General features: G+C 36.4%; 9 protein-coding genes. 8 read left to right on the forward strand and 1 reads right to left on the reverse strand.

Annotated elements, in window-relative coordinates:
• Window positions 1-51: 51 nt before the first annotated feature.
• Window positions 52-4,068, reverse strand: coding sequence for a hybrid sensor histidine kinase/response regulator transcription factor (locus FLP_RS12750; protein WP_243397587.1), 4,017 nt, complete (start codon window positions 4,066-4,068; stop codon window positions 52-54).
• A gap of 461 nt (window positions 4,069-4,529) precedes the next feature.
• On the opposite strand from FLP_RS12750, the gene FLP_RS12755 reads away from it, so the two are divergent.
• The 8 genes from FLP_RS12755 (at window position 4,530) to FLP_RS12790 (ending at window position 19,062) form a co-directional block, all read left to right on the forward strand.
• Window positions 4,530-5,321 (forward strand): hypothetical protein, encoded by a 792-nt coding sequence (locus FLP_RS12755; protein WP_065449869.1) that lies wholly within the window; start codon window positions 4,530-4,532, stop codon window positions 5,319-5,321.
• 88 nt (window positions 5,322-5,409) lie between these two features.
• The gene (locus FLP_RS12760; protein ID WP_065450288.1) at window positions 5,410-6,456 is read left to right on the forward strand and encodes a glycoside hydrolase family 43 protein; all 1,047 of its coding nucleotides are present in this window, start codon (window positions 5,410-5,412) and stop codon (window positions 6,454-6,456) included.
• 158 nt (window positions 6,457-6,614) lie between these two features.
• Window positions 6,615-8,783, forward strand: a complete 2,169-nt coding sequence (locus FLP_RS12765; RefSeq protein ID WP_065449870.1) for a TIM-barrel domain-containing protein — start codon at window positions 6,615-6,617, stop codon at window positions 8,781-8,783.
• Between the two features lie 157 nt (window positions 8,784-8,940).
• Window positions 8,941-9,876 (forward strand): glycoside hydrolase family 43 protein, encoded by a 936-nt coding sequence (locus tag FLP_RS12770; RefSeq protein ID WP_207797837.1) that lies wholly within the window; start codon window positions 8,941-8,943, stop codon window positions 9,874-9,876.
• 688 nt (window positions 9,877-10,564) lie between these two features.
• Window positions 10,565-13,705, forward strand: a complete 3,141-nt coding sequence (locus tag FLP_RS12775; RefSeq protein ID WP_243397588.1) for a SusC/RagA family TonB-linked outer membrane protein — start codon at window positions 10,565-10,567, stop codon at window positions 13,703-13,705.
• Between the two features lie 19 nt (window positions 13,706-13,724).
• Window positions 13,725-15,617 carry a RagB/SusD family nutrient uptake outer membrane protein gene (locus tag FLP_RS12780; RefSeq protein ID WP_065449873.1) on the forward strand — a complete coding sequence of 631 codons (1,893 nt, stop codon included), beginning with the start codon at window positions 13,725-13,727 and terminating at the stop codon, window positions 15,615-15,617.
• Window positions 15,618-15,634: 17 nt separating this feature from the next.
• Window positions 15,635-16,798, forward strand: a complete 1,164-nt coding sequence (locus tag FLP_RS12785) for a SusF/SusE family carbohydrate-binding protein (RefSeq protein WP_083195859.1) — start codon at window positions 15,635-15,637, stop codon at window positions 16,796-16,798.
• A 140-nt stretch (window positions 16,799-16,938) separates the two neighbouring features.
• Window positions 16,939-19,062: an RICIN domain-containing protein gene (locus tag FLP_RS12790; protein WP_083195860.1), complete on the forward strand. Its 2,124-nt coding sequence runs from the start codon at window positions 16,939-16,941 to the stop codon at window positions 19,060-19,062.
• Window positions 19,063-19,083 lie beyond the last annotated feature (21 nt).

Raw genomic sequence — 19,083 nt, forward strand, 5'->3', positions numbered from 1 at the left:
TTATAAACGATTTAAAGTAATTTTCATTAAAAAAACATTTCTAAAATCGTACTATTTCACTTCCTGATTGCCATTATTAATAAACTCTGATGGCGACATCGAAAAGCTTTTCTGGAAGTTTCTGCTAAAACTGGACTGCGAATTGTACCCTACGATTTCTGAAATTTCATAGACCTTATATTTGCCGGAAAGCAGTAATTCTGCCGCTTTCTTTAAACGGGCATTATTGATAAGCTCGTTTGGACTTAAATTAGAAATGTCTTTTATTTTACGATACAAAGTCGAACGGCTCATGTGCAGAATATCGGCCAATGATTCAACACTTAGATTCGTATCTGCAATATTCTGGTCTATAATTTCATCTAGTTTTTTAATGAAATCTTCGTCAATTTTATTGTGGGCAATACTTTTTAAATGGGATAAAGGAGAACTCGCATAAAACTCCATAACATGGCGTCTATTGGATAATAAATTATCAATTTGCGCCAATATAAAATCAATCGAAAAAGGTTTGGAGATATAAGCATCAGCTCCTGATTCCAGACCTTTAATTCGGGATTGTATGGCGGTTAAAGCGGTCAACAGAATGACAGGAATATGACTCGTTTCGATATTAGATTTAATACGGTCACACAGTTCAATTCCGTCCATTACGGGCATTGTAATATCGCTGATAACAATGTGTATCGTTTGATTGTGAATTACTTTTAAGGCTTCTTCTCCGTTAGTCGCCTTGAAAATTTTATATTCTTTTCCAAGTTCCTTGCTCATAAAATTAAGGAGCTCTAAATTATCCTCGACAATAAGAATCTGCGTTTTTGTGTTTTTTGCAATAATCTCATTTTCCAGTTCTTCGTTATTGTCTTTTAAGGTGTTTTCAGCTGTGTCTTTATAAAGATGAAATTCACTTTGTTGGCGCAGCGGCAATCGCAACACAAAAGTATTCATAGCATCATCTACAAATTGCAGTTTTAAAGTTCCGTTATGCAATTCCGTCAAAGAATGCGCGAGCGACAAACCAATTCCGGTTCCGGTCTGTGTTTCAGATCCTAATATTCTAAAGAAAGGTTCAAAAATTTTGCTTTTAAGACCTTTCGGAATCAGATTACCATCATTCTTCACTATAAATTCCAGAGAATTTTCGTCTCTGAACAAAGTAATAATAACTTCCTTTTTGGCATATTTAACGGCATTACTAATTAAATTGCTTAGAATTTTGGTAATCGCTTCTTCATCAACAAAAGCATAAATATCCTTGTCTCCCAATTCTAATGCTAAGTGAATATTTCTTTCTTCAATAAGAGGTGTAAATTGCGACTGCAATTGTTTCACTAAAAGTGAGATATTGGTTTCAACAAATGTTAGTCCCAAACCTTCCATTTCGGTTTTTCTAAAATCCAGCAGTTCATTAACCAAATTCAATAATCTCGAAGTGTTTTTCTCCATGATGGATAAATTGGGAATGATTTCCGGAGATTCGTAAGTTCTTTTCAGCAGGCTTTCTAAAGGACTTTTTATCAGCGTTAAAGGTGTTCGTATTTCATGCGCCACATTGGTAAAAAACTCAATTTTAGCGTGGTATATTTCTTTCTCTTTTTCGTTATTAAGATTGGCAATTTTTTGGTTGTTTTCCTTGATATTCATGTGATGATACCTGCGTAAAAGCCAATACAGGCATCCCGCAATTACCAGAAAATAAAGGAAAAAAGCATAACCGCTTGCCCAAAATGGCGGTAAAATGGTAATTTCTACAACAGCTTCTTTACTCCAAATCCCGCTGGCGCTCAATGATTTTACCCTGAATTTGTAATTGCCTGAAGGAAGCTCTGTAAAGAACACCTTATTGTTTTTATTCAGATAAACCCAGTCGTCGCTAATCCCGTCGAGTTTGTACCAATATTGCGTAAGTTCAGGAGCTGTATAACTTAAAGCAGCAAAATCAATATTAAAATTAGACTGATAATTTTTTAAAGTGATTTTCCTGATATAGGAAACCGATTCGTCGAGCGGAGAATCTTCGTCATTTACAATTACATCCTGGTTGTTGATTTGAAGCCCCGTAATAAAAATGGGAGGATTGTATTTATAGGTACTAAAATTCTTTGGGTTAAAGCTAATCATCCCATTTAGGTTTCCAAAATACATGTCGCCATTAGCATCTTTAAAAGCCGAACTGTAATTAAACTGATCACTCAGTAATCCGTTTGCTGTGGTAAAAATTTTAACTGATTTTGTTTTATAATTAAATCTCACCAATCCTTTTGAAGTTGTAATACATAGATTTTGCTGATCATCCTGCAAAATAGAATAAATTACATTACTTGAAAATCCGTCTTTGGTGGTAAATTTTTTGAATTCCTTTTTTTCGGTATCAAACAAATTCAGACCATTTTCTGTTGCAATCCAAAGATTGTTTTGCTGATCCTGAAATATCGAAGTGATAAAATCATTACTAATGCTTTTATCATCTTTATAATCGTGCCTGTAAACAGCTTTTTCCTTGGTTTTCGGGTTATAATAAAAAAGTCCGTCACGATAAGATCCTGCCCATAAATTTCCCTTTTTGTCTTTGAACATGCAGGTATAATGGGTAGTTTCTGAAAAAATAGAACAAATTTCGAAACTATCTTTCTGATCATCATACAAATAAATGCCCACAGAAGTTACGACATATAATTTCTTTTCGGGAGTTTCATAAAACGTAACAATAAAATCACTTTTAAAATTACTGGTCGTGTGATCGTAATGTTTGATAACTTTTCCGGAGTTGGCATCCATAACATCCAGTCCGTGCTCAAAAGTTCCTATCCAGATTTTATTTCCTCTTGGCAAAACACCATGTATATTGTAAAAAGAAAGTCCGGATTTTGTTCCGTCAGGCAGGTAATTAACAAATTTCTTTGTGTGGAGGTTAAACTTATTAATTCCTGCATCTTCAGTACCAATCCAGAGATTGCCCTGATCGTCTTTCTGAATTTCGCGCACAGCACTTCCTACAATGGCGTTTTCGCTTTTTCGGGGAAAATATTTCTTAAACTGATCGTATTGTTTCTGATGATAATTTACGCCTCCAAAATAAGTTCCAATCCATACGCCATTTTCTTTATCAATAGTAATACAATAGGCGGCATTATCTGAAATCGCATAAGGATCACTCGGACTTTTACGTAAATTCCGAATCGTTTTATGCTGTAAATTATAGATATAAGCACCGGATTCACTGGCAATCCATAATTCATTTTTGTTTCTTTTAAATTGTCGTACAAAAACAGGTTTTTCTGCACCGTTAATAAACGGAGTAGTTTTACCGCTTGAAACGTCATATTTGTAAACGCCATGATCACGAGTTCCTATCAAAACCGAATTGGCATCTAATGCATATATGACAGATATTGAAAAAGTTGAGTTAGGCAGCTGCACCCTGATTTTCTCAAAACTCTGAGTAGCTTCAGAATAGCGGTATAAATCATCATAAGAAGAAACCCAGATGACACCATTTTTATCACACGAAATTGAAGTAGCATAAAAAGAATCTTTGCCATCGAACATGACAGTTTCTTTGGTATCAACATTGTATTTAATCAATGTCCCGATCGAGATAAACCAAAGATTGTTTTTTAAATCATTGTCGATATCATTAATACGATTCGTAATGGCTTCGTTGATAAAAGCAAACCTTTCTAATTTTTTGTCGTAAGAATACAATCCTTTATCGGTTCCTACCCAAATATAATTTCTGAATTCATGCAGCGATTGAATATAGTTACTACCTAATGATGTTTTAGGATCTCTTGCACTTCGAAATGTCTTGAAATGATATCCGTCAAAACGGTTCAGGCCATCTTTTGTACCCAGCCATAAAAAACCGTCTTTATCCTGAATCGAAGCCAAAACGGTATTGTTAGACATTCCGTTTTCGACTTTATAATGCTTAAAATAATATTCCTGGCTAAAAATTGTAGTCGACAAAAATAAGAGACAGACTAATATCCCAATTTTAAAGAAACGTTGCATGTATGTGTTTTTATTAATTTTTATATAAAAAAATAAATTTTCCGCTGGTGTCATAAGTGTTCATTTTGATTTTTCTAGCGTACTGACCAAGTAATAAAAGGGTATTTGAATCAATTGAACACAATTGTGAAACAAAATGAGATTAAAATAATGTGCTCAATATGCTACTTTGGCCAAAAATTAAAATGATATTTTTTTAATATATAAATTATTGTATTACTAAAAAATAAGCAAAATGTTTTAATAGTACTTAAAATATATAGCAAATGGACGCTTGCAATATTACTTATATTTTTAGTAATACAAAATGAAATTCTTAAAAGTTATTTTTTTAATCTTAAATGTATCACTTGTAACTATTGAGGATTTTATTTTCAAAATTTTAATGAACTGAAGCTTTAACTGAAGGAATAATATCATCAAAATCGCCAAGAAATGAAATTATAAAAATGGACTTGCAGATACACCTGAAGGTTGCCATTGCTTGATAATTAAATCTATTAAATATTATAATTATGAAAAAAATACTACTGTTTGCTGCAGTTGTTTTATTGGGAAGTACATCGATTGCCCAAAAAAAGAAATACTTATTATTTGAGTTTATGAAAGTTGCTCCAGGGCAGGAATCAGCCTACATTGAAACGGAAAGTTTTTGGAAAAAAATACACGTTCAACGTGTTAAAAACAGTGATATTGAGGGATGGCAGCTTTGGCATTTGGTTGGTGAGAATCAGGACTTTCAATATGTAACAGTTCAGGTTTTTAACGATTCAACAAAAATGATTCAAAATGGGAGTAGCGATAATTTTTTAAAAATGTCTAAAAAAGCATTTCCCGCTATGTCTGAAGCAATGTTATTATCAAAAAGAACAGAATCCCTTAGAACAAGAAATGTAGTAGAAACTTTTTATCTGGAACAAATTGACCAGACTAAAGAACAATTTAATGTGTCTTTAGGAGCTGTGATGGAGATTAATTTAATGAAAGTGACGCCGGAAAATTATGCAAAATATGAAAATGCAGAATCCAAAATATTTAAGCCGGAATGGCAAAAAAGAGTAGATGCGGGTAGATTTGGCAGCTGGAGTTTATTTAGAGTGGTAAATCTCAAAGAATATCGTTTAAATAGCGAAATCTCATACGTATCCCTGAATCAGTTTAAAGATTTTAATCAGCTATTTGGAGGGGCGGAAGATAAAAGTATTCTTGGCAAAGCGGATCAGGAAACATGGCAGGAAGCCTATAGCACGAGAGAAATAAACTCGTACAGAGTAGTTTTGATTAAGAAATCAGACAAAGGCTTATAAATTCACAACTATTTAATATTCTTTTCAATAGAAGGAAGCTGCAAGCGATTGTGACCAAAATACAACATAAAAACAATTAATGTTACTCATGAAAAAAAAATCCATTTTAAAACAAACACTTTTATTGATGCTGTTTTGCCTAATCAACAATATTGCATTGGCGCAGGAAATATTTACCAATCCAATTTTAGATTACGGGCCAGATCCTTACAGTACCTATCATAACGGTTATTATTACTACACGCATACCATGCAGGACCGCTTGGTTCTTTTAAAAACAAAAAGTTTAGCCGATTTAAAAAATGCTGAAAAGAAAACCATTTGGATTGCGCCTAAAAATACTGACTATTCCGCTGAAATCTGGGCACCTGAATTTCATTATATCAATGGCAAATGGTACGTTTATTTTGCTGCTGATAATGGTTCTAACAATACGCACAGAATGTATGTTTTAGAAAATGATTCGAAAGATCCAATGAAAGGCGAATGGATTTTTAGAGGAAAAATTGCCGCACAAACAGATAAATGGGCGATTGACGGTAATGTATTTACCTATAAGAAGCACTTGTACATGATTTGGTCCGGCTGGGAAGGGGATACCAATGGACAGCAAAATATTTATATCGCCAAAATGAAAACGCCTACTCAAATTGATGGAGACAGAGTTCGAATTTCAAGCCCGACAAAACCATGGGAATTATATGGCGCGCTGCACGACGATGTCAATCCGCCACAAGTAAATGTAAACGAAGGACCTCAGTTTTTAACGCATAAAGAAAAAGTGTTTATTGTTTTTTCGGCCAGCGGATGTTGGACGGATAATTATAGTTTAGGCCTTTTAACCTTTACAGGAAAAGAAAATTTACTGGATGCTGCAGCCTGGGTAAAATCAGATCAGCCAATTCTGGGACAATCAGATCAGACTAAAGTATATGCTCCGGGGCATAATTCCTTTTTTAAATCGCCAAATGGCAAAGAAGACTGGATTTTATATCACGCAAATTCAAAACCCGGAGAAGGATGCGGCATAAAAAGATCACCAAGAATGCAACAAATAAAATGGGATAAAAACGGAAATCCGGTTATTGGTGAACCCGTTTCCGAGGTTACTAAATTGGCTATTCCGGCATTGTAAAATACTGTATGTCTGGTTGAAAAAATATCGATAACAAGATATTGTTTTGACCATTTCATCAAAAAACACAAATTAAGTCAATATTTTTATAAATATACTAAAACGTTTTAGTATGTTTGCAATGATTGATATCGTTTAATAACATTTAAATTTTTAGCATGAATTTGAAATCAATTTTATTTTCAGCATTTTTTATTGCATTCGGAATATCAAATGCAACAGCTCAGGAAATTCCGTTACTCAAAACTTCATTAGTGGGTAACAGAATTGCAGAATTTATTCCCAAAGGTTTTGATCAAAACAAAACTCCCTCATTAATTCTTGCTGCTGAACCAAAATCCAAAGGGAAACTGCCATCAGACTGGTCATTGATTCCGCAATTCACATTCAAAAACAATAAAGCCGGCGCGATCTTAAACCTAAAAGGAGAAGTAAGCCTTTACGGAGGAGGAGAAGTAACCGGGCCGCTTTTGCGTAACGGACAATCTATAAAATTATGGAATACAGATACAGGAGCCTATAGCGTAGAAGGCGGTAAAAGATTGTATCAAACACATCCATGGGTTATGGGCGTACGTCCGGACGGTTCTGCTTTTGGAATTATTTTCGACAGTACATGGAAAGCAGAGTTAATTACCAACTCAGATCAGATTATTTATAACTCAGAAGGCGCATTGTTTAGAGTGTATATTATCGATAGAAAATCGCCTCAGGAAGTGATCAAAGGACTTTCTGAATTAACAGGAACCATAAAATTGCCTCCACGCTGGGCTCTGGGCTATCATCAATGCCGATTTTCTTATGACAGTGAAAAACGTGTTATGGAAATAGCAGATACTTTTAGAGAAAAGAAAATTCCTTGCGACGTAATCTGGATGGATATTGATTATATGCAGGGTTACCGTGTTTTTACTTTTGATAGTATTAGATTCCGAAACCCAAAAGTACTGAATGATAATTTGCATAAAAAAGGCTTTCGTGCAGTATATATGATCGATCCCGGAGTAAAAGTAGACAAAGAATATTCGGTTTATAAATCCGGTACACAAAGCGATGTTTGGGTGAAGAAAAATGACGGAGAAGAATACCACGGAAAAGTTTGGCCGGGCGATTGTGTTTTTCCTGATTTTACAAATCCACAAGCCAGAAATTGGTGGGGCGGACTTTACAAAGATTTCTTAAACACAGGTATCGATGGTGTTTGGAATGATGTGAACGAACCTGCTGTAAATGATAGTGATTTGCCCGAAGACAAACGCCTCGGAACAATGCCGTACGATACACCACACAAAGGCGGAGGTAATTTGCCTCAGGGTTCTCACTTGCTGTATCACAATGCTTACGGTCGTTTGATGGTAGAAGCTTCGTACGACGGGATTTTAAAAGTAAACCCAACAAAACGCCCTTTTCTTCTTACCCGTTCTAATTTATTAGGAGGTCAGCGTTACGCGGCCACCTGGACAGGAGATAATTATGCGAGCTGGGAACACTTAAAATTATCTGTACCCATGTCGCTTACTTTAGGACTATCAGGTCAGCCTTTTAACGGGCCGGATATTGGAGGTTTCCTTGGTAATACCGATGGCGATTTATGGGCGAACTGGCTTGGTTTTGGAGCTTTTATGCCTTTTGCACGCGGTCACGCCTGTGCAGGAACAAATGATAAAGAACCTTGGGCGTATGGCGCTGAAATAGAAAAAACGTCAAGAATTGCCTTAGAACGACGTTATCGTTTACTGCCTTATATATACACACTTTTTTACGAATCCTCTAAAACCGGAATGCCCGTTATGGCTCCTGTATTTTTTGCAGACAGTAAAGATTCGCGCCTTAGAGCCGAAGAACAGGCTTTTTTATTAGGAGAAAATCTTTTGGTAGTACCCGCATTTGCCAAAGATCCAATATTGCCTTCAGGAATATGGGAAGAATTAAATTTGGTTGAGGGAGAAAAGCAGGATAAATATCAGGCGAAACTGAAAATAAAAGGCGGAAGTATTATTCCGGCTGGTAAAATTATCCAGAATGCAGGCGAGAATTCATTCGATCCGTTAAGTCTTTTAGTTTGTCTGAATCAGTCTAATAAAGCAAAAGGAGAATTGTATCTGGATTCAGGCGATGGATTTGGATTCCAGAACGGAGATTATGCTTTAGTAACTTTTACTGCCGAAAAAAAGAACAATACCGTCATCATCAAAACCAACGGAAAACAAGGAAAAAGAAATATCGATCAGGAAATAAACAAAATAAAAGTACAATTGCTTTTGGATGGTAAAACATATGAAGGTTCCGGTACGCTTAAAGATGGAATTACAATTGCTTTAAAGTAACAACAAACAGGCAAATCGAATAATTATATAAATAGAAAAAAACGGAGGAGCGCTAAAATGAAAGTAGATGCGAAACCCGTAAATAGCTGGTCGAATTAATCCCAATGTTATGAAACAAGTTTTATTTTTTCTTTTCATTATTTTCTGCTCAAAAACAATGGCACAAACCGCCGTTTCTGCTGCAGCAAAAAATAATAATCCCATATTTAAAGGTTGGTACGCTGATCCTGAAGGAATTATTTTTGATAAAACGTATTGGGTGTATCCCACTTTTTCGGCTCCGTATGAAGATCAGGTTTTTTTGGATGCTTTTTCTTCAAAAGATCTCACAAACTGGACAAAACATTCCAGGATTCTCGATACAACAGCAGTAAAATGGGCAAAACGAGCGATATGGGCACCTTCGATCATTAAAAATAAAAAGAAATATTTTTTGTTTTTTGGCGCAAATGATATCCAGAATGACAATGAAATAGGCGGAATTGGCGTTGCCGTGGCTTCAAAACCTGAAGGACCTTATAAAGACTATTTAGGAAAACCGCTTGTAGATAAATTTCATAACGGAGCCCAGCCTATCGATCAGTTTGTATTTAGGGACAAAGACGGCCAGTGTTATTTAATTTATGGAGGATGGAGACATTGTAATATTGCGAAACTAAAAAGTGATTTTACCGGTTTCATTCCTTTTGAGGACAAAACCGTATTCAAAGAAATAACTCCCCAAAATTATGTCGAAGGACCTTTTATGTTCATTCGAAACAATAAATATTATTTTATGTGGTCAGAAGGCGGCTGGACCGGCCCTGATTATTGCGTGGCGTATGCTATTGCAGATTCTCCAATGGGACCCTTTAAAAGAATTGGAAAAATTTTGGAACAAGATGCTACAATTGCTGTTGGGGCGGGACATCATTCCGTCATTAAGGCACCGGATTCTGATCAATATTTTATTGTGTACCACAGAAGACCCATCAAAGAAACCCACGCCAACTCCAGAGAAACCTGCATAGAAGAAATGCATTTTGATGAGAATGGTTTGATCCAACCTGTTGTTATTACCAATGAGGGAGTACAACCGCATATCATTAAATAACTTTAGATGGCCGTAGATCGTGAAATAACTTAAAGTAAAAACTTATTTCACGCAGATTTTTAAAGATTTAGGCAGATAGAAGCAGATTATTTATTTTTCGGATTTAAAAATCTATTTAAATCTGCTTTGATCTGCTTTGATCTGCAGGATCTGCGTGAAATAATTTCAGCATAAGACTAATGATTTCACATAGAACTTAAAAGCTTAAAGCAGACATACCCAAATCTAACTTCAATAAAGAAACTTTGCAACTCTGCGTCTTTGCGAGATTATTACAAATACCTAATTTTCATATAATCTCTAATAAACTTCAATTCATTTAATCAATCAATAAAGTAAACTTTCATTATGGAATCTCATAAATGAGCTTTTTTGTTTCATATCGCTTAGTTTCAGTGTTTTCGGGGCTGTATGAAACATTTAAACATAATTATGAAACAAAATGGGATTAAAATTATGTGGTCATTATCCTAATTTGGTCAGAAATTTAAATGACGTTTTTTAAGAGATAAATTATAGTATCGATAAAAAATAATGAAATATTTTATGATGTATTTAAAAACAGTGTCAAAAACCAGTTGATTTATATTCATAGTATTATTCTGATTTTTTAAAATATTTAATAAAAACGATTAAAAAGAACATTTGAAAAAACTAACTAATAACCAACCAAAAAAATTAAACCAAAATGGAAATTAAACCGACCTGGAAAATGTCATCCATTGTTCTAAGCTTATTTACCTGGAGTAGATGTAAGTTTAGTAAAAGTGGATTGATTTGCTTATTCTTTGTAATGCTCAGTGCAGTAAATAGTTATGCACAAACGGGCAATTCGCAGAATGCTGTAAAAGTAACCGGAACCGTAAACGATTCAAAAGGATTGTCGTTACCCAGCGCTACCGTACTTGAAAAAGGAACAAAAAATGCCGTAACCACAGATTTCGACGGAACTTTTACGATCAATGTATCTTCTCCCAAGGCCATACTTGTATTTAGGTTTATCGGAATGAAAGAGCTCGAAAGACCTTTAAATAATGATAAAAAAATCATCGTAACAATGGCAGATGAAACGAGCGATCTTCAGGCCGTTGTAGTTGTGGGGTATGGTACGCAGAAAAAAGCATCAGTTGTAGGGGCGATTGGTACCATAAAGCCATCGTTATTACAAGTAGGAACTTCCCGTACATTAGGAAACAATCTGGCAGGGCAAATTACGGGTATTATGGCAGTTCAGCGATCCGGAGAACCTGGCTATGATCAATCGGATATTAAGATTCGTGGAATTTCTACTTTTAAAGGAGGAACAAATCCGTTGGTATTGGTAGACGGAATCGAACGAAACCTAAACGACCTTGATCCATCAGAAATTGAGTCTTTCTCTGTTTTAAAAGATGCGGCAGCAAGTGCTGTTTACGGCGTAAGAGGAGCAAATGGAGTAATTTTGATCAATACCAAAAGAGGTTTTGTTGGCGCGCCCAGAATACAGGTCAGAACCGAATATTCCATTCAGGAACCCACTAAATTACCTGAATTTATTGCCGCTGCCCCTTATATGACTTTATTGAATGAATTAGCTGCTGAGCAGGGCAAACCACTTTTGTTTTCAGAAGATCGTATTGCAAAAACAGCCAGTAAATACGATCCTGATTTATATCCGGATGTAAACTGGATCGATGCTATTACTAAAGATTATGCCTTTACTTCAAGATCTAATCTGAATGTTGCCGGAGGATCAGAAATCCTGAGATATGCATTAACAGCTTCTTATTATAGTGAAAAAGGGATGCTGGCAAGAGATCCCAACCAGACATACGATTCAGAAACCAAACTAAACAGGGCCAATGTTCGTACAAATGTCGATGTGAATGTTTCAAAAACGACTTTGTTGCGCGTCAATATTGGAGGTTTTTTACAAAATCTAAACAAAGGAAACAGCAGTACAGATACACTTTTTGGCACTGCTTTCGAAACAACTCCTTTTGTTCATCCTGCCATTTATTCAGACGGAACTATTCCCAGAGTTTTTGCACGTGAAAATCCATGGGCAATGAGTACACAGCAAGGATATTATAAGCAAGGAGGAAGCAAGATAGAAAGTTTAGTTTCATTAGAACAAGATCTTAAAGACCTTACACCGGGCTTAAAAGCAAAATTCACCTATTCGTTTGATTCCTATTCTGAAAACAGAGTTACACGTGGTAAATCACCTGACTATTATAATGTAGCGACCGAAAGAGATCTTGATGGAAGCTTAATACACGGAACTATACAGGCGTACGGACAGGAATATCTGGGATACGATAAAACAGCTGAGTTTGGTAACAGACGAGTTTATCTGGAAGCCAATACGACGTATAACCGCGCTTTTGGTAAACATGATTTAAGCGGACTATTATTATTCAATCAGGACAGTTATAACGACGGAACTGCGCCTCAGGCTTTTAAGCATCAGGGATTAGCAGGAAGAACTTCGTATACATTTGATAGAAAATATGTTGGGGAATTTAATTTTGGTTATAACGGATCAGAAAATTTTGCAAAAGGAAACCGATACGGCTTTTTTCCATCTGTAGCGATGGGCTGGATTGTCACCGAAGAAAAATTTATGGAACCTCTTAAAGATATCTTTAATAAAATCAAACTGCGTGGTTCTTATGGTTTGGTAGGAAATGATAATATTGGTGCCAACAGAAGATTTGCTTACCTCACTACCATTAGTGATACTAACGATTCAGACTATTGGTTTGGCACGGGACAAGGAGTAAAATTTGAAGGAATTGAAGAAGGGCAAATTGGAGTAAACGACCTGACCTGGGAAAAAGTGGCAAAAACAGACATCGGTATCGAATTGGGATTATTTAATATGATGGATTTGACCGTTGATATCTTTCAGGAAAAAAGAAAGGACATTTTTGTAGAAAGAAATACGGTTCCCACTCAGGCAGGTTTTATCAATGCACCATGGGCCAATTTTGGAAAAATGGAAAACAAAGGTATCGAAATAGGATTTAATCTCAACAAACAGGTAACTGCTGATTTCTTCATGAGCTGGCGTTTTAATTTTACTTACGTAGAAAATAAAGTGACAGAAAGAGACGAAGCCGCTGCTGTAAAAGGTACGTACCGTTCCGGAACTGGCATTCAAAACAATACATTATACGGTTATACTGCAACGGGCTTATATACCAGCGACGATTTTGTTGCGCCGGGTGTATTGGCACCGGGCATAGCGGTACCAACATTTGGAACATCTTTACGTCCTGGCGATATTAGATATCAGGATAGAAACAATGACGGAATCATAAGTGGTTTAGACGAAGGTTTTATAGGCGGTACAACAGATCCTCAAATTGTGTATGGTTTTGGAAATAACCTAAAATACAAACAATTCGATTTTAGCTTTTTCTTTCAGGGAGTAGGTAAATCAGAACGAATTATTGGAGGATCGAATTTTATACCAGGAAGCGGTACAGGTACTTTAGGAAATATTTATTCGAATTATAATGACCGTTGGACCGAAGAAAATCCAAGTCAGGATGTGTTTTGGCCAAGATTGAGTTACGGGCCTAATGTAAACAACTCTGTAGCCTCGACATGGTGGAAAAAAGACATGAGTTTTGGACGTTTAAAAACGATGGAAGTAGGCTATACTTTGACTAAAACCATGGCCGAAAAAATGTATTTGCAAGGTTTAAGGATTTACATCAGCGGAAACAATTTATGGTACATCTCTAATTTTAAACTTTGGGATCCCGAGTTGGCTACAGGAAATGGTTTGAAATACCCATCTACGAAATCAGTGCTGTTTGGATTATCAATAGCGTTATAATTTTAAAAAATAAATCAAAATGAAAAATATATACATTAGAGCAATATTCCTTTTTCTGGGACTATTATTATCGACTTCATGTTCTGATTATTTAGATAAAGAAAGCGATACCGAACTTACTCTCGATGGCGTTTTTGAGAGTAAAACAAAAACAGAAAACTGGCTGGCCGGATGCTACTCCAGAATTCCTGATCCTACCTGGGGATATACAAGAAGTTTAGGATGGGAAATTTTAGGAGATGACATGACGCCATCAGAAAGATGGCGCCAATACGACTGGCAGGTAATACCTTTTGTTCTGGGAGACTGGTCTGTAGGATCACAATGGAGTCCTGGGTATTGGAACAATCTTCCGCAAAGAATAAGAGAGTGCAACCTGCTTATCAAAAATATTAAACCATTACCGGAACAAAATCTAAATACCGATGAAGTCAGGCTAATGATTGCCGAATGCCGATTTTTAAAAGCGTATTATTATTCACTTTTAATAAATACTTACGGGCCAATTCCTTTTAGTCCGGATGAAATTACACCCGTAAACTATAATCTTTCAGACTTACAGGTAGGGCAAACACCATATGATGAAATTGTTGCCTGGATCAGTAAGGAACTAAAAGAGGTTGAAACAATTTTGCCTGCATCGTATTCTGATGGAAGAAAATTTGGTCGCGCCACCTCTATTATGTGTAAAGCTGTTAGAGCCAGAATGCTGCTTTTTGCAGCAAGTCCGCTTGTAAATGGTAATTCTGATTACTCGAATCATATGACCAAAGACGGGAAGGCTTTATTTAATTCTTCTTATGATGCCAACAAATGGAAAATTGCCGCAGATGCCAGTAAAGATTTAATCATGAGCGCAGAAGCAACAGGCCATAAATTGTATACGGAGATGAATGCTGCCGGAAAAATCGATCCTTTTTTATCGTGTCAGAACCTGCATCTTATCGAAGCCAGCAGAGGAAATACAGAAGTTTTGTTTGCCCGTCCTAATGTTGATTCTAAAGAATATGACAGACATACAGCGCCAACAGGAGCCGGAGGAGCTGGGGGATATGGCGTAACACAATCTTTGGTAGATGCATTTTTTACCGCAAACGGTTTACCTATAACCGATTCTAATTCGGGATATGTTGAGACTGGTTTTTCTTCTCAGGATGGTTTCTGGCCGAACGGACTAACAAAATTTAATGAAGCAAAAGCTCCGGGACTGGTAACTCTTGCAGGTACTTATAACATGTATTGCAACCGCGAACCAAGATTTTATCTGGCAGTAAATTTTGATGGTGTTTGGTACACTGATGGAGATAATGCAGGAAAAGATAAAGGTAGAAAGCTGGAATTTTTTAATGGAAAAAAAGACAATAACAATACACATGATGCTCCGCAAAATGGCTATCTAGCCAGAAAAAGAACCGATCCGACAAGAAACCCAACCATTGGTTATTTTGCACCGCGTCACGGAATTTTATACAGATTAGGAGAAGCCTATTTAAACTATGCAGAAGCGCTTAATGAATTTGATCCGGGCAATCCTGAAATCCTGCTTTATGTAAATAAAATTAGAGAAAGAGCAGGAGTAAGAACGTATACAACCGGAGGAACTGATGACCAGAATATTCATGTAGAAAGCAATCAGGAAAATATTAGAAAGATCATCAGAATGGAGCGTAGAGTCGAACTTTGTACAGAAGGAATACGTTATGATGATTTAAGAAGATGGAAACTGGCCGAAACAGTTTTAAACGGTCCTTTTTACGGAATGAACTTTAACGGTAAAAACGCGACTGAATTTTATCAAAGAACAGCGTATCAAAACAGAACATACAGAAAATCTTTTTACTGGTTTCCAATATATCTGGCAGAGATCGAAAAAAATCCTAACCTAATCCAGGCACCGTTCTGGGACAAATAACTAAAAATCAAAACAAAATGAAAAATATAAAAAATATTATCTCATTTATAATAATGAGTTTGGTTTTTGTCTCCTGTGAAGACAACGGACTGGAAAATGCAGGATGGCTTAAAGAACCTGATTTTGCCAATCCTTTAACGATGACTCTTTCGGGTAAAGAAATTGTATTGGTTAAAGAAAATGCAGCAGCAAATGCAATCACTTTTACATGGACAAAAGGAAATGACAGAGGAGCCGGAACGACCTTAACCTACTTTTTTCGAATGGATCTTGTAGGCAATAATTTTGGTGAAGGTGCAGCGCCGGGAACCAGCACAACAATTACAGAGCAAATTCCGGATGGTGTTTTTACGAAATCGTATACCGTAGGAGAGTTAAACGCTTTGTTGCTTAAAAACTTCAAACGTCCCGGGGATGTTATCACAAATCTTGAAGTGCAAATAATAGCAAGAGTAGATAATACCGCACAATACCAATTACCGGAAGTATCAACAACGAGTTTTGCTGTTACAAGTTATAGTCCGGGGCCATTACCGCTCTTTATGGTTGGTGATGCCATAAGTGGCGGCTGGGATTACAGTGCAGGAAAAATGCTGCCAGAAAAAACAGAGAGAACGATCTATAATTTTATTGGAAGTTTTACCACTGGTTCATTCAAAGTTATCGAAAAGCCCGGAAGCGATTTACCGTCTTACGATCCTGTAGAGGGAAATAAAATTATTTACAACGAGACGAATCCAAAAACAGACGATAATGTTTTTAAAGTAGCCGAAGCAGGCCGTCATTCCTTTTATTTGGATATCGATCAGAAAATCTATGCTTTTGGTTATGTGCCGTATGAAAATGTTTATATGGTAGGAAATGCGATCACAGGTATAGGATGGGATATCGGGAAAGCCAAGCCAATGATATGGGATGCTAAAAATCCTGAAGTATTTACTTTTAAAGGACAATTTGATGCAGGCGAATTTAAACTTGCTTTAGATCTGGGCAACTGGGGCGGCAGGTTCTTAATGCCTGCTGCAAACGGTACTGTAATTAAAGGCGAAGCGTCTGATAACAAGACAATACAATTAATGCCAAACGGTCAGCCGGATAATAAATGGGTTATTGAAACAGGAGGACAATATGAACTTACTGTTAATCCTGCAAAAATGACAATTGTATTAAAGAAACTGTAATTGTTTTTATAATGAGAAAGACAAAACTTTTCAATCATTTAGTATTGGAAAGTTTTGGATTTTTTTCTTCCATTAGAAGCTTGCTTTCTAAACAAAAATTACAAAGCGATTATTAAAAATAAGATTAAAAACCACAAATTATGATACAAATTAAAAGGCATAGTTATACTCTCAGGAATCAGTTGAGATTGCGTTTTGCAGTATTTTTAATGTTTATAGGTTTAGCCGTTCCTGCACAGGCACAGCTTAGTGGTAATCCTTTGTTTACCGGCGCAGATCCTGAAATTCATTACTTTAACAACAAATATTACATTTATACGACAGCCATTTACGGCACACAGTTTCACGCCTATTCTTCAAATGATCTTACCAATTGGCACGACGAAGGTCTTATTTTCGATCTTTTTCCCGATAGTCCATGGTCGCAATATAATGGCTGGGCGCCGGCAGTTGTTTTTCGAAACAATAAATATTACTTTTATTATACCGCCGAAACCAAAATAGGAGTAGCCGTTGGTAATACACCCATTGGCCCTTTTACAGATATTGGCGCACCGCTTATAGCAACAGATCCTTATACAGATGATATTATCGATGCCAACGTTTTTATTGATGACGACGGGCAAATCTATATTTATTATGGAGGATCAGGCAAAAGCCGAATGGTCGTACGCAAATTAAATCCGGATATGATTTCACTGGCTACCGGACCTACAGATATAACACCACAAAATTATACCGAAGCACCTTATATGGTAAAGCGTAAAGGCATTTATTATATGACGTATTCTAACGGATCCTGGTTTAATGATACGTATAACGTACAATATTCCACTTCAAATTCTCCTCTGGGACCATGGACATACAGAGGAAAAATATTAAGTTCTAATGCCGAAGACAAAGGTCCCGGACATCACGGAGTATTAAAAATGGGCAATTGCGATGAATATTATATCATTTACCATCGATATGAAAATGGCACTTCGGGAGACAGGAAAATTGCCATTGACAGAATGTATTTTAATGCAGCAGATTTAATTGAGCCTGTTAATATGACCAATTACGGTGTTGCTCCCAGAATACCGGATCAATCTTGTCCTACACAAAGTATCGTTTCTGGAGGTATTTATAAATTAACCCATAAAGGAACCAATCAATGCCTGGATGTTTTGAATAACGCAAGTCAGTCAGGAACAAACGTACAGCAAAGTACAGACAACGGCAGTGATGCGCAGCGATGGGTGGTAACACTCGAAGCAGATGGATTTTATAAACTCACCCACAAAGGAACGAATCAATGCCTGGATGTTTTTCAAAACAGCAGCGTTCAGGGAGCTAATGTCCAGCAGTCGGCAGATAGTGGTAATGATGCACAACGCTGGAAAATAGAAATGATGTCAGATGGTTATGCTAAACTCACCCACAAAGGAACCACTCAGTGTCTCGATGTAGACAATAACAGCAGTCAGTCAGGTGCCAATGTACAACAATGGGCAGATTTAGGAACAGATGCCCAAAGATGGAAAATGGATCTTATTGAAGTGCCAATTGTCTCCGGAGGAATTTACAAACTCACTCATAAAGGAACAAACCAATGTCTTGATGTAAGTGATGCAAGTACGCAGCAAGGCGCGAATGTGCAGCAATATACAAGTAACAACAGCGATGCGCAGCGTTGGGTGATTACAAAAGAATCTGATGGTTTTTATAAATTAACGCATAGAGGAACCAATCAATGTCTGGATGTGGATAATAATAGCAGTCAGGCTGGAGCCAATGTACAACAATGGGCAGATTTAGGAACAGATGCCCAAAGATGGAAAATTGAATTGATGAGTGACGGTTATTTTAAACTGACACACAAAAACACCAATTTGTGTCTTGATGTAGCAAATAATTCGGCAGAACCAAGAACAAATGTACAGCAGTGGACCGATAACGCCAACGATGCACAACGATGGAAACTCGATTTAGTAAAACCGATAACCACTTTGGGAACTGCAAAATTTGCGAATTCAGCATTAAATAGCGAAGGTGTTACAGCTGTTTTAAATGTATATCCAAATCCGGTCGGGAATACACTTTCTTTTACTTCAGAAATGACAAACATTCAGATTCGTGTTTTTTCTGAAACAGGAAGTTTAGTGAAGGAGCAAATACTAAAAAATAACAGTTTAGATGTTTCGGGTTTAGCAACGGGAATTTATTTTGCTGTTTTTGAAAAAGACGGAACAAAAATGACCAAAAGATTTATTAAAAAATAAAAGCAGAATAAGCATAAATAC

It is taken from the genome of Flavobacterium piscis, from assembly GCF_001686925.1.
Lineage (GTDB): Bacteria > Bacteroidota > Bacteroidia > Flavobacteriales > Flavobacteriaceae > Flavobacterium > Flavobacterium piscis.